We start from the raw sequence: 13,477 nt of genomic DNA, 5'->3' as shown, positions 1-13,477 counted from the left end.
CTCCCTGTTCGATCAGGATGCGCGGGCGGTCGTGCGCCGCGCCTCCTCTTCCTGTTTAAGTTCGAGTTTCGACAGCTTTCCGACCGGCGTGCGCGGCAGCGCATCGCGAATCTCGAGCGCCGCCGGCATTTCGTGCGGCCCGAGACGACTCTTGAGAAAGTCCCGCAGTTCGTCCAGCGTCAGCTGTGCCGCGCCGGCCCTGAGCTTCACGAAGGCCTTCGCCGCCTCGCCGCGGTAGGTGTCGGGTACCCCGATCACCAGCACTTCCTCCACGTCCGGATGCTCGTAGATCATCTGCTCGATGAGTTGCGGATAGACGTTGAAGCCGCCCGACAGGATCATGTCCTTCTTGCGGTCGACGATGGTGAAGAAGCCCTCGTCGTCCATGAAGCCGATGTCGCCGGTGAGGAACCCGCCATCGGAGAAAAAACCGGGGTTCTCCGCCTCGCGGTTCCAGTATCCGGACGTGACGTTCGGACCGGAGACGCGCAGTTCGCCGATTTCCCCCTGCGGCAGCACGCGGGAGTTATCGTCCAGCGCCACGACGTCGAGCCAGATGGCGGGCAGGGGGACGCCGATCGTGCCGACCTTGTCGGGGCGGCTGGAGGGAATGTTCGTGCCGGCGGGCGAGGTCTCCGTCATGCCCCAGCCGCCGAGGATATCGTGCCCGGTCGCCGCCTTCAGCCTGCGCGCCGTCTCGACCGGCAACGGGGCGCCGCCGGAGGCGCAGTAGCGCAGGGAGGCGAAGTTTCGCTTCTCGAAGCGCTGGGTGGCGCAGATCGCGATCCACATGGTCGGGACGCCGGGGAAGCTGGTGATGCCGGCCTCGATTTCCCGCAGCGCCGTCTCGGCGTCGAACCGGGTGTGGATCACCATGACCTGGCCATTGCGGATGCAGCGCAGCATGACCGCCGACAGCGAATAGATGTGGAACAGCGGCAGGAAGAGCAGCACGCGATCCTCGCCCGGCCGCATCAGATCCCAGGCCTCGAACCAGAGATCGTAGCTCTCGACGGCGGTCGAGAGGTTGCGGTGCGTCAGCATGGTGCCCTTCGGCATGCCGGTCGTGCCGCCGGTATACTGGAGGAGCGCCAGGTCTTCTACGGCGACGTTGGGAAACGTCCCGCTGCCTTCAGAACTCGATTCAACCGACTCCCGCCCCGATTCCAGAAACGCGGCGAAGGTGCTGAAATCCTTGCCATCCGGCATGGGGCCCGTGAGCGGGGAGGGGCCGAAGGCCTCGTCCTCGCCGACGATCAGCCGGTCGATCGTCGCCGCCGCAATGAGCTTCGCCGCCCCAATCGCTAGTTCGCCGATGTTGGTGGTAACGAGCAGGCGCGCGCCGCTGTCTTCCAGCTTGTGCTGGATGACGCGCGGTCCGTCGAGCGGCGAGAGATGCACGACCGTCGCACCGGCCTTCAGAGCCCCGAAGAAGGCGAGCAGGTGATAGATCGTGTTTGGCAACAGCAGCGCGACGCGGTCGCCCTTGCCGATGCCCGCCGCCGCGAAGGCCGCGGCCGTGCGATCCACATCCGACTTCAATTCGCCGAAGCTCATCGTGCGATCGCGGAAAACCACAGCCTCCTTGGCCGGCCATTTTGCCGCCGCCTCGTCCACGATCGCGTGGACGGGGAATCCCTTAAGGTCCACCGCGGGAGAGAGCCCCGGAGGATAGACGTCGCGCCAGGGAGCGGCGGCGAGGTCCATGATCAGGCGGCCTTGCCTTTCCGCGCGCCGGAGAGGCCGGTGCCTTCGGATGCCGCCCGCTTGAGCAGCGCAGCTGGCGCGAAGACGTCCTTCCCGGTCCTGCCGTGCCAGAATTCGAGGCGCTCGACGATCCTGCCGAGACCTTCGAGTTCGGCCCAGAACATCGGGCCGCCCTTGCCGACGGGGAAGCCGTAGCCGTTGATCCAGACGATGTCGACGTCGGATGAGCGCGCCGCGATACCCTCCTCCAGGATCTTCGCACCCTCGTTGACCATCGGATACATGGTGCGTTCGGCGATCTCGTCCGCCGATATGTCGCGCCGGTTTACGCCCTTCTCGCGCGCCTTTTCCTCGATCAGCGCCTCGACCTCGGGATCGGGTTTGGGCGCACGCGAGCCGGCTTCGTAGATGTAGTAGCCCTTGCCGGTCTTCTGGCCGAAGCGGCCCTGTTCGCACAGCGCGTCGCCGATCGCGGCCGTCTTGCCGAGCGACTTGCGGTTGCGCCAGCCGATGTCGAGGCCGGCTAGGTCGCCCATGGCAAAGGGCCCCATCGGCCAGCCGAAGTCGGTGAAGACCTTGTCCACCTGCTGCGGCGTCGCGCCTTCCAAAAGCAGGTCTTCCAGTTCGGCCGAGCGCGCGGCCAGCATCCGGTTCCCGACGAAGCCGTGGCAGACGCCGACGACGACCGGCACCTTGGCGATGCGCTTGGCGACGTCCAGCGCGGTGGCGAGCACGTCCGGAGCGGTCTTCTCTCCGCGTACGATCTCGAGCAGCTTCATGACGTTGGCCGGCGAGAAGAAGTGCATGCCGAGCACATCGGACGGCCGCGACGTGGAGGCCGCGATCTCGTTCACGTCGAGATAGGAGGTGTTCGACGCGAGGATCGCGCCCGGTTTTGCGATCGCGTCGAGCTTGCCGAAGACCTCCTTCTTGACCGCCATCTCCTCGAACACGGCCTCGATGATCAGGTCGCAATCGGCGAGATCGGCGTAGTCGGTGGTGCCGGCAAGCAGCCCCAATCGCTTGGCCTTCGCCTCTTCGGTCAGCGAGCCGCGCTTGACCGAGATGTCGTAGTTCTTCGCCATGTTGGCGGTGCCGCGGTCGAGCGCATCCTGCGTCATTTCCAGAATGGTGACGGGAATGCCGCCATTGAGGAAGGACATCGCGATGCCGCCGCCCATGGTGCCGGCGCCGATGATGCCGGCGCGTTTCACCGGGCGCGGCTTCACGTCCGGCCCGACGCCCGCCACCTTCGCCGCCTCGCGCTGGGCGAAGAAAAGATGCCGCTGGGCCTTCGACTGATCCCCTTCGACCAGGTCGACGAAGTACTTGCGTTCGGTGGTCAGCGCCTGGTCGAACGGCATGGTCACCGCATTGCGCACCGCGTCGACGCAGCGCTTCGGCGCGTCGAGCCCGCGCGACTTCTTCAGGAGTTCGGCTGCCGCGGCGTCGAAACCCGTGAGATCCGCCTTGGCCGCGGCGATCCGATCCTGGCGGTCGCGCACCGCGATCAGCGGCGCGCCGGAGATCGCCTTCTCGCGGACGAACTTCACCGCGTTGGCGACGAGGTCGCTCTCGAAGATCGCCTCGACCAGGCCTTCCTCCAGCGCTTCTCGGGCGCCGATCGGATTGCCGGATACGATGACTTTCAATGCCTTTTCCGGTCCGATCAGGCGCGGCAGGCGCACGGTGCCGCCGGCGCCGGGCAAGATGCCCAGCTTCACCTCGGGCAGGCCGAACTTCGCGTTCGGGTCCGCGACCCGGAAATGGCAGCCCATGGCGAGTTCCAGTCCGCCGCCGAACGCGGTGCCGTGGATCGCCGCCACGGTCGGCTTGGCGAAGCTCTCAAGCGTCACGATCAGTTCGCGAAGGTTCGGCGACGCGGTCGCCTTCGGCGTGCCGAATTCGGTGATATCGGCGCCCGCGACGAAGGTCCGCCCCGCGCAGGCGAGCACCACGCCCTTGACGGCAGCATCGTCGCGCAACGCCACGAGTGCTGCGTTCAAAGGCTCCCTCAGATGATGGCTCAGCGAGTTCACCGGCGGGTTGTCGAGCGTGACGATGGCGACGTCTCCATCGCGGCTCACGGTCACGTAGTCGGTCATGATGCTGCTCTCCAGGCGGAACGGATCGACCCCTCGGGGCCTTCTTCTACGAAAAACGGGCTTGTTTCAGGAAGTTCGACATCAGGTTGACGACCGCCTGCGGCTGCTCGATGCAGGGCAGGTGGCCGGCGTCCGGGATGATGCGGAAATCGGCACCCTTCACGAGTTCGGCGGTCGAGCGCACCAGGTCGGGCGGCGTCGACCCGTCCTGATCTCCGACCAGGGCAAGCACCGGCAGTGTCAGCGCCTTTGTGCTTTCGGTAAAGTCAGCATCGCGCAGTGCCGCGCATGTGCCGGCATAGCCGTCTACGGTGGTGCGCGTAAGCATGGCGGTGTAGCCGACGAAATCCGGGTTTTCGGGGGTGCGGTAGGCAGGCGTGAACCAGCGCTGCATGATGGCGTCGGCCAGCGACGCGATCCCTTCCCTGGTCACGCCTTCGATGCGCTGGTTCCACATGTCGGCGGTACCGATCTTGTGCGCTGTGTCCATGAGTATCATCGCCTTGACCAGGTCGGGCCGCTTGGCCGCCAGCCCTTGCGCGATCATGCCGCCGACCGACAAACCGACGACGGCGCAGGAGGTTGCGCCGATATGCTCCAGCAGTGATTCCAGGTCGGAGACGTGGTCTTCCAGCGTGTACGGCGCGGGCGTTGCCTCGGAGAGGCCGTGGCCGCGCTTGTCGTAGCGAATGAAGCGGAAGCGATCTCCCAGAAGGTCTAGCACGGCGTCCCAGATACGGAAGTCGGTGCCCAGCGAATTGGCGAACACCAGCGCGGGTCTGGCCTTGTCGCCGCGGTCTTCGAAATGCAGAACGACGCCGTTCACACGCGCAAACGTCATGGGTGCTCCTCCCTCGCGGCCGACATACTACCGGGTATGTTGCGAAGTGCAAGTGGCCGACATGCTCGACGGGCGGCGCTCAAATCGCCGACGATACGTCCCTAGCAGCGAAATCGCGACCGACATAGAGCAAGGGACAACCATGCCGATGCGCCAGCGCGTAGGCGAAGCAATCGCGGGATGCACTCCCTTTCCCCGGAGACGGTACGCGCGGCAACGCGATGTGCGTCGGCCAGGCTGATGCTGGCGATGGACCGTTATATGGTCCAGGGACATTTCCTCCTTCAGCAGGACCGCGATTTCGTTCCTTTCGAAAAACACCTCGGCTTGAGACTGCTCTGATCGTCGATCATCCCTGCTTGCCTCTCTCCTCCGGCTCCGGTATACCGCCGCGCATGTCCACTCCGCGCGACATCGCAACCCGTTCCGACCGTCGGCATTTCGCCGGCGAGACGTTGCGCGCGCTTTCTTCGGCTCTCCTTCTTCTCGGCCTTATCGGCGATCGCCGGGTCCGCTGAAAGGGAGCGCCCGGCGATCGATGTGACGCCGATGCGCCATGCTCCCGAAGCTCGAATTCAGCCAATCCGTGACATGAGCGCTCCGTATCCGTAGGCGGTAGCGCGGGAGAGACGACGATGAACAAGCCCGAGACCTTCACGCCCGCCGGTATGGCAATTCCCGCGCATCGGGGAATGCCCGATGCGCCGCGCAAGTACCACCCCTATCCGCAACTGAACCTCGCCGACCGCACATGGCCGTCCAAGCGCATCGAGAAGGCACCGATCTGGTGCTCGGTCGACCTGCGCGATGGCAACCAGGCCCTGATCGACCCGATGGGGCACGATCGCAAGGCGCGCATGTTCGCGCTGCTGCTCGACATGGGATTCAGGGAAATCGAGATCGGCTTTCCTTCGGCCTCGCAGACCGATTTCGACTTCGCGCGCTGGTGCATCGAGGAAGGCGGCGTCCCGGACGAGGTCGATCTCCAGGTGCTGGTGCAGTGCCGCCCCGAACTGATCACCCGCACCTTCGAGGCGCTGGAAGGGGCAAAGACGCCCATTGTCCATTTCTACAACTCCACCAGCGAGTTGCAGCGCCGCGTGGTGTTCGAGAAGGATGTCGCCGGCATCAAGCGCATCGCCACCGACGCTGCCAAGATGATCACCGACATGGCGGCGAAGGCCGGCGGCGGGTATCGCTTCGAGTATTCGCCGGAAAGCTTCACCGGCACCGAGCTCGAGGTGGCGCTCGAAATCTGCAACGCGGTCGCGGAGATCGTGAAGCCGACGCCGCAGGACAGGCTCATCTTCAACCTGCCGGCCACCGTCGAGATGTCGACGCCCAACATCCATGCCGACCAGATCGAGTGGATGTGCCGCAACCTCGACAATCGCGACAGCCTGATCGTCTCCTTGCATCCGCACAACGACCGCGGCACCGGCATCGCGGCGACCGAACTGGGGCTGATGGCCGGTGCGGACCGGGTCGAGGGCACGCTGTTCGGCAACGGCGAGCGAACCGGCAACGTCGACATCGTGACGCTGGCGCTGAACATGTACACGCAGGGCGTCGATCCGGAACTCGACTGCTCGAACATCACCCGCATGAAAGAGGTGTACGAGTACTCGAACCAGATGATGATCCCCGAGCGCCATCCCTATGTCGGCGAACTGGTCTACACCGCCTTCTCCGGCTCGCACCAGGACGCCATCAACAAGGGCATGAAGGCAAAGGCCAAGGCCAACAAGGAGCTCTGGGAGGTCCCCTACCTGCCGATCGACCCGCAGGATGTCGGCCGCACCTACGAGGCGATCATCCGCATCAACTCGCAATCGGGCAAGGGCGGCATCGCCTACATCATGCAGGCTGACTACGGGCTGAACCTGCCGCGCAACCTGCAGATCGAGTTCTCGAAGGACATTCAGGCGGTCACCGATGCGGAAGGCAAGGAACTGTCGTCGAAGCGCATCCACGAGCGTTTCATCGACCGCTATGTCGACCAGCCCGGCGCGCGGCTGAAGTTCCTTGACCATCACACCTATCCCGACACGTCGGCAAAGGGCCGTCGTAACGTGGAGGCGACGATCACCGATGGCGGCCAGGAGGTCACGATCACCGGTTCCGGCACGGGGCCTATCGACGGCTTCGTCGATGCCCTGTCGCGCCACATCGGCATTCCGATGACGGTGCTCGACTACTCGGAGCATTCCATGCAGCGCGGCTCGAACGCGGCCGCGATCAGCTACATGGAAGTGGAGCATCCCGGCGGCAAGCTGTTCGGGGCGGGCATCAACACCAACATCGTGGCGGCCTCGCTCGAGGCGGTGGTGTCGGCGGCGAACCGCATCCTTGCGGCGCAGTGACGACGCGCTATCCTCGCGCATGAACCGGGGGGACGAATGAGCGGGGACATCCATGCGCGCGTGCAGGGGAAGGGGCCGGAGACGGTCGTTCTCCTGCACGGCTTCGGCGGCCATCACGACGTCTGGTACGACATCCAGCCGGCGCTCGCCGTCGGCGCCCGCGTGCTGGCCTACGATTTGCCGGGTCACGGCCGCTCGCTCGGTTATCCGGGCGCCGGGCCGGCGCACGTCGCTGCCAAGGCGATCCTTGCCGACCTCGCCGCCCGCGGCATCGCGCGGGCGCATTTTTCCGGCCATTCGATGGGGGGCGCCATCGCGGTCCTGGCCGCGTTGCGCTCGCCCGACATGGTCGCGTCGCTGACGTTGCTCGCGCCGGGCGGATTCGGCGCGGAGATCAACTTCGAGCTCCTCAGGCGCTACGCGGCTGCCACCAACGCAGACGATCTGCGCACCTGCATGGACGAGATGTCGGCGCCGGGTTTCACCATGCCGACCAAATACGTCGCCGGGCTCGTCGCCACGCGCGGCGTCGCGGGCCAGCGCGACAAGCTGATCGAGATTGCCGCCCTCATCACGAAGGGGGACAAGCAGGGCGAAATCCCGCGAGACACACTCGCCTCGCTCGCCATGCCCGCGCGGGTGATCTGGGGCACCGAGGACACGGTCCTGCCCTACTCGCAGACCGAAGGACTACCCGCGAATCTGCCGCTCGAGACCCTGCCGGGCAAAGGGCACATGCTGCTGGAAGAGGCGCGCGAGACGGTCATCCGCTCGATCAGAAAGGCGCTGCGATCTTAGTAGCGGCTTACGCCGAGCGTGCCCAGCGCGCCTGGCTCTCCGATGCCACCAGGGTCTGGTTGCTCCCCCACACCGCGATGTCTTGCCGCCGACCTTCCAGGTGATTGGCGCCTAGGAACGCGAAGTCTTCGAGCATCCGGTCGGCCGCGTCCGGCCGCCGCTCCCTGATGTCGGCCACCAGCTGATCGCTCACCACCGCCATGCGCCCGATCACGCGGGTGAGTTCCTCCAAACGGCTCGCCACGTTGACCGTGTCGCCTATGACGCCGAGCTCCAGCCGACGCTCGGTCCCGATGTTGCCGACGACGACGGGCCCGTAGTGCACCCCGAGCGCGATCTGGACGGCCTCCTCGCCGCGCGCGAGGCGTCGCGCGTTCAGTGCGGCGACGTCCTCAAGAATGGCTTTCACGCACGACATGGCATTGAGGGAATCGTCCGGCTTCGGTTCCGGCGTTCCGAAGGTCGCCATGACACCGTCGCCGATGAATTTGTCCAGCGTCCCGCCGTGCCGGAAGACTGCCTCTTCGAGAAGCGCGTGGACCTCGCGCAGGAGCGAGATCGCCTCCGACGGCGTGTGGCGCTCCGCCCACCGCGTGAAGCCGACGAGGTCGGCAAAGATGATCGCCGCCTTCAGTTCCCGGATCTGCTGGAGCGGCTCGTCCTGCCGGGACAGTTGATCGACCGTGGACGGCGGGAAGTAGCGGGCGAGGTTCAGCCGTTGGCGCTCGATGACGGCATAACGCCAGACCAGCCGCCGCGAGCGCCCGACGCCGCCGGCCATGATCATGGCGACGATGGCGAAGATGACGACGGTCTGGAAGAGCACGCTCAAGTCGACGGTGGTCGGATTGGCGATGAGGCGCATGCGCGTGACGACGTCGTTGAGCCCGATGTCGCCATTGCCCGGCCATATCACTACGCTGTCGGGGAGCCTCGCAAGCCAGCCGACTCCGACCGCCCAACTGACCGCGCCGACGAAACCGCCCCACAGAACCAGTCGCGGATTGTCGGCGAAGGCGAGGCTCGCGAGAAGCAGGAACAGGTAGAGCGAAGTGTCGAAATGCAGCGTCAGCTGCGGTGGCAGGTTTTCCGGCGCGAGCGGGTTCGGATAGATGACCGCGAAAGTGAGAAGCGCGAAGTCGATGGCGACGAAAAGGTAGAGATGCCAGCGCCGCAGCTTCCCCCACCGCTCCAGCAGGGACGGAATGAACCCGGTCGAGATGAAGAAAAGGACCAGTCCCTGGTAGTAGAACGCTTCCGGATACGGCGCCACGACGCCGAGCATGACGAGCATGGCCGCGAGCGACCATGTCCGGCCGCGAAGCTGGAGGCGGCGGCCCTCCCGTTCGTGGCTGCGAAAGGTCTCGTCCAGCAGTTGCGGAAAGTTCGCGCGACGCCGCGCCCTGCGGGTCGCGATCGCCGATCCAACGCGTTCCGCCAGGGCCATTGCGTCCATCCAGCCAGGGTGCCGATTCACGAAAGATAGAATGCCGCGGCCCGGATGCAAACCGATCGCCTGGGGTCAGACCTGTTTGCGGCGGAAATTCGCCTTTTGTTCGCCCGAATGTCTGTGTTAACCTTTCGTAAACGATGAACCCCTTGGGGGAGACCTGACATGAACGACAGGGACGCGATCGCCGCCGAGCGGCGGGGCAGGCTGGCGGAGGCCATCCGCGAGGTGAAGGTCGCCGCCGCGGAGCGCGACGACGTGGTCGTGGAATTGCGCGAGGCATCCCGGACGCGGCTGGAACTCCTCGCGCAGGAGTTGGAGCCGGTCTTCCAGCAGGTGCCTGCCGAGGAGATTCTCTTCGATTTCGCGATTTCCTCGGGAACGCAGCCGCGGCTGTGGATCGATGCGGTGAGCCATGTCGCGATGGGCCGCGACCGCCGCACCTACCGCTTCGTGCGCGACACGCGGCTCGGACGCGTCGTGCTGGCCGAATCCACCGAGATCAGACCCGTCGCCGACCAGGTGACGCGTTACGTCGCCGAACGGATGGTGGAACGTCAGCGCTGGCTGGACGGCACCGTGGTCTCGCTGCGTCCGGTGGACGAGCAGGGCGGGGAGGCTCACGACGCCAAGGCAGAACGGACGCAGGAAAGGCCCGAACCGAGTGCCTCGAAGGCGTCACCCGCGAACGACGAGCATCGCAATGGCAAGTCGCTGCTCGCCTATGCAGCGGAACCCGCGCCACGGGAAGCAACGGCCGAGACCGAGCCCGTGGCCGAGGCGAAGCCGGCGGTCAGCAGGGCGCGGTCCTTGGCATCGGCAGCCGGGATCGTGCTGTTCGGCGCGGCTGCGGGGCTGGCAATCCTCGCCGCCGTCTACTGGGATGAGGTCGCGGCCTATCTGGCGGCGTACTGAGGTTCGGAAAACAGATTCACCGTCTTTTCCGCCTTGATCCGGAAAGTCGGCGCACCGTCGATGATTCCGCGGCGGGTGAGGTTCACCTGCCACATTCCCGGCCCCCCGCCGATCTCCAGGAGATTGTATTGCGCGGGCGGGTTCTCGCCTCCCGCACCTTGTCCCGCGGCGGGCACCCCGATGACGGGAACGTTGTTGTCCTTGCCGCCGATCCAGTAGAGCGTCGGAAGATGCGTGTGCCCATGCAGGACGATCTCGGCGCCATGGCGCCGCAAGGTCTTCTGGAAAAGCCCGATGCCGTAGAGCCGCTTGTGCGCCGTCGTCGCGCCGCGCACAGGCGGATGGTGGATCAGCACGACCCGGAACAGGCCGCGGTCCCGCGCGATGTCGAGCAACTGCCCCACGCGCACCGCCTGTTCCGCTCCGAAACTGCCCAGCGCCATGAACGGAGCAGTGGCACGCGCGGACGATACACCGATCAGGGCGACGTTCTCGCGCGTCCTGAGATAGGGAAAGCCGGTTTTGCTCTGGCTGACACCCGTCTTCTCGCCCGTCATGTAGGGACGCCAAGCCTTGCAAGCCTTGGCGAGCGCGCCGGGAACATAGGCGTCGTGGTTTCCCGGCACGACGGAGACGTTATCCGGGGTGCCGACCGTCGTCAGCCATTCGCGCGCGAGGTCGATTTCGGCGTCGAGCGCAAGGTTCACGAGATCCCCCGTGATCGCGACATGATCGATCCCGTTGGTCTCCATATCGGCCAGCAGCGCGTCGGTGACGCCGTTGTGCAGGAGCCGCCGCCTGTTGCGCTGCCAGTTGACGTAGCCGGTGATCCGCTTGGACGCCAGTTCCCGGTAGGTTACATCGGGCAGGGGACCAAGATGGATGTCGGAAAGATGCGCGAGACGGAACATGCCTATCTTCTAGGGCAGCCCATGGCCGCGATCCAGCCTCGCGGCAACGGCCGATGACGGGACCTGGCCGAAACGGAGAAATGGAGGGTCGCCGCGGGGTTTGGCCGCGTCTCCGCGGAAGACTGTTCCACGCCTATTTCCTCCTGCGGCGACCGATGACGCTCGGTGTGCGATGCATCGTGTACAATGAGGCAGAGCGCTCCGTGTTCCTTGTCCGGCACACCTATGTGCCCGGCTGGCATCTACCTGGCGGCGGGGTCGAAACGGGCGAGACGCTGTTCGAGGCGCTCACACACGAACTCGCCGAGGAAGGAAACCTCGAAATGACGAGCCCGCCGCGGCTCGTGGCCATCTACCACAATGTCTTGGCGAGCCGCCGCGATCACGTGGCGCTCTTCCTCGTCACCTCGTCCCGGCAGAGCGCGCCGAAGGAAGGCGACCGGGAAATCGCCGAAGCGGGATTCTTTCCGATCGACGGGCTTCCGGCCGGAACCACCAGGGCGACACGCGACCGGTTGGCGGAGCATTTCGAGAACCGCCCGCCCGCCCATCGCTGGTAGCCGGCTCAGGCCGCCTTGGCGAACCGGTCCCGGTCGTGCGGCGCGGCGTAGTCGATCAGCGGCCCGCGCGGCACGATGCGGGTCGGATTGATGGTGGCGTGACTGCCGTAGTAGTGGTGCTTGATGTGGAGGAGGTCGACCGTCTCGGCCACGCCTGGCACTTGATAGAGATCGCGGGTGTAGTTCGACAGGTTCGGGTAGTCGAGAATGCGGCGTAGGTTGCACTTGAAGTGGCCGTAATAGACCGGATCGAAGCGAACGAGCGTCGTGAAAAGTCGCCAGTCCGCCTCGGTCAACCGGTCGCCGGCCAGATAGCGGGAATGGCCGAGCTGTTCCTCCACAGCGTCGAGCGCGCCGAACAACTCGTCGAAAGCCTCCTCATAGGCTTCCTGCGTCGTGGCGAAGCCGCTTTTGTAGACGCCGTTATTGATCGCGCCGTACACCCGGTCGTTCCAGGCATCAATGTCCTCGCGCAGCCGCTCCGGGTAGAAGTCGAGCGAGGCGTCGCCCCATTCGTCGAAGGCGCCGTTCAGCATGCGGATGATCTCGGAGGACTCATTGGAGACGATCGTCTCCTCCTTCTTGTCCCATAAAACCGGGACGGTGACGCGGCCGGAATAGGTGCTGTCAGCCTTGGTGTAGAGCTGGTGGAGGTAGTCAAGGCCGTAGAGAGTGTCGCCCGTCGATCCGTCGCGCTCCTTGAACGTCCAGCCGTTCTCGCCCATGAAATGGTCGACGATCGACAGCGAAATCACGTCCTCGAGCTTCTTGAGCTTGCGGAAGATCAGCGTGCGGTGCGCCCAGGGGCAGGCGAGCGAGACGTAGAGATGGTAGCGGCCGGATTCGGCGCGAAAGCCTCGCTCGCGACCCTCGGCCGGCGTGCCGTCGCGCGTGACCCAGTCGCGGAAGCGCGATTCCGACCGCTCGAAACGACCGCCGCTCTTCTTGGTGTCGTACCACTTGTCCTGCCACTGTCCGTCGACCAGCAATCCCATGAGCGTGCTCCCTTTCAGTCTCCCATCTAGGCCGCCGCGGTCGAAAACCAAATGGGAGGCGGTCTGAACAGTTCGTCACCTTTCGTGTTCGCAGTACATCCGCCCTCGAAAAAGGCGATGGACGGCACCGATCTTTGGTGCTAGCGACAAAAAAACGGAGGAGACTTCAGCCGTGACACCGATCCTTTTTGTTCGACGACGAATGAGCGCCAGCGCCTGAGAGCGCTCGAAACGCCGCGCCCCGCGGCTCCATTCATCGCGACGAAACGGACAAATTCCGATGCACGACATTTCCTACGTGGCCGAAACGGCCGCACATGACCATGAAATCGAGCAGATCAACGCCGAGGCCTTCGGGCCGGGCCGGTTCGCGCGCGCGGCCTACAAGATCCGCGAGGGCGGACCGCACGAGCGCGATCTCTCCTTCGTCGCCCTTCAAGGGGATATCGTGGTGGGCACTGTGCGGCTGACGCGCGTCGCCATCGGCACGGGCCGCTCCCTGCTTCTGGGGCCGCTCGCGGTCAGGCCCGCCTTCAAGGACCTCGGCATCGGGCGCAAACTGGTGCGGATCGCGGTAGAAGCCGCCGCGAAATCCGGCTGGAGCTCCGTGATCCTCGTCGGCGATCCGCCTTATTACGGCCCGCTTGGGTTCCAGCAGATCCCGATCGGCCGCATCACCATGCCCCGTCCAGTCGACTACAACCGGCTCCTCATCCATGAGATCGCGGACGGTGCGCTGGAGCAACTGGAAGGCGCAATGACGCATGCCGACCTGGCGTTCGTGCCGGTGGCCGAGCCAGACCGGAAACTCGCAGCTTCGGCATAGTGCAAG

Annotated in this window: 11 protein-coding genes; 5 read left to right on the top strand and 6 right to left on the bottom strand. The window is 65.4% G+C overall.

Annotation, left to right across the window (positions count from 1 at the left end; all coding sequences use genetic code 11):
- Positions 1 to 12 precede the first annotated feature (12 nt).
- From BSQ44_RS18820 to pcaD, 3 genes are read right to left on the bottom strand one after another with little or no spacing between them, the layout of a single operon-like run.
- Positions 13 to 1,707, bottom strand: coding sequence for an AMP-binding protein (locus BSQ44_RS18820; RefSeq protein ID WP_072606660.1), 1,695 nt, complete (start codon positions 1,705 to 1,707; stop codon positions 13 to 15).
- A gap of 2 nt (positions 1,708 to 1,709) precedes the next feature.
- On the bottom strand, positions 1,710 to 3,812 hold the full coding sequence (locus tag BSQ44_RS18815; protein ID WP_072606659.1) for a 3-hydroxyacyl-CoA dehydrogenase NAD-binding domain-containing protein: 2,103 nt from the start codon (positions 3,810 to 3,812) through the stop codon (positions 1,710 to 1,712).
- Positions 3,813 to 3,858: 46 nt separating this feature from the next.
- On the bottom strand, positions 3,859 to 4,653 hold the full coding sequence (gene pcaD / locus BSQ44_RS18810) for a 3-oxoadipate enol-lactonase (protein WP_072606658.1): 795 nt from the start codon (positions 4,651 to 4,653) through the stop codon (positions 3,859 to 3,861).
- A 692-nt stretch (positions 4,654 to 5,345) separates the two neighbouring features.
- Between pcaD and leuA the strand changes: the two genes are divergently transcribed.
- On the top strand, positions 5,346 to 7,016 hold the full coding sequence (gene leuA, locus BSQ44_RS18800) for a 2-isopropylmalate synthase (protein WP_083535024.1): 1,671 nt from the start codon (positions 5,346 to 5,348) through the stop codon (positions 7,014 to 7,016).
- A gap of 36 nt (positions 7,017 to 7,052) precedes the next feature.
- Positions 7,053 to 7,814 carry an alpha/beta fold hydrolase gene (locus BSQ44_RS18795; protein ID WP_072606656.1) on the top strand — a complete coding sequence of 254 codons (762 nt, stop codon included), beginning with the start codon at positions 7,053 to 7,055 and terminating at the stop codon, positions 7,812 to 7,814.
- Positions 7,815 to 7,821: 7 nt separating this feature from the next.
- On the opposite strand, the gene BSQ44_RS18790 is transcribed toward BSQ44_RS18795, so the two are convergent.
- Positions 7,822 to 9,261, bottom strand: coding sequence for an adenylate/guanylate cyclase domain-containing protein (locus BSQ44_RS18790; RefSeq protein ID WP_072606655.1), 1,440 nt, complete (start codon positions 9,259 to 9,261; stop codon positions 7,822 to 7,824).
- Positions 9,262 to 9,429: 168 nt separating this feature from the next.
- Here BSQ44_RS18790 and BSQ44_RS27560 point away from each other — a divergent pair, with 168 nt between their 5' ends.
- Positions 9,430 to 10,179 (top strand): hypothetical protein, encoded by a 750-nt coding sequence (locus tag BSQ44_RS27560; RefSeq protein WP_235633265.1) that lies wholly within the window; start codon positions 9,430 to 9,432, stop codon positions 10,177 to 10,179.
- Here BSQ44_RS27560 and BSQ44_RS18780 read toward each other — a convergent pair.
- On the bottom strand, positions 10,161 to 11,090 hold the full coding sequence (locus tag BSQ44_RS18780) for a metallophosphoesterase family protein (RefSeq protein WP_072606654.1): 930 nt from the start codon (positions 11,088 to 11,090) through the stop codon (positions 10,161 to 10,163). The genes BSQ44_RS27560 and BSQ44_RS18780 overlap by 19 nt on opposite strands.
- A gap of 179 nt (positions 11,091 to 11,269) precedes the next feature.
- Between BSQ44_RS18780 and BSQ44_RS18775 the strand changes: the two genes are divergently transcribed.
- The gene (locus tag BSQ44_RS18775) at positions 11,270 to 11,650 is read left to right on the top strand and encodes an NUDIX domain-containing protein (protein WP_335622599.1); all 381 of its coding nucleotides are present in this window, start codon (positions 11,270 to 11,272) and stop codon (positions 11,648 to 11,650) included.
- 5 nt (positions 11,651 to 11,655) lie between these two features.
- Here BSQ44_RS18775 and BSQ44_RS18770 read toward each other — a convergent pair whose 3' ends face one another.
- Positions 11,656 to 12,645 (bottom strand): glutathione S-transferase family protein, encoded by a 990-nt coding sequence (locus BSQ44_RS18770; RefSeq protein ID WP_072606652.1) that lies wholly within the window; start codon positions 12,643 to 12,645, stop codon positions 11,656 to 11,658.
- Positions 12,646 to 12,919: 274 nt separating this feature from the next.
- Between BSQ44_RS18770 and BSQ44_RS18765 the strand changes: the two genes are divergently transcribed.
- Positions 12,920 to 13,471: a GNAT family N-acetyltransferase gene (locus BSQ44_RS18765; RefSeq protein ID WP_072606651.1), complete on the top strand. Its 552-nt coding sequence runs from the start codon at positions 12,920 to 12,922 to the stop codon at positions 13,469 to 13,471.
- The last annotated feature ends 6 nt before the right edge of the window (positions 13,472 to 13,477 follow it).

This window comes from Aquibium oceanicum, assembly GCF_001889605.1.
GTDB lineage: Bacteria > Pseudomonadota > Alphaproteobacteria > Rhizobiales > Rhizobiaceae > Aquibium > Aquibium oceanicum.
This window is presented reverse-complemented; position numbering and strand designations above follow the sequence as displayed.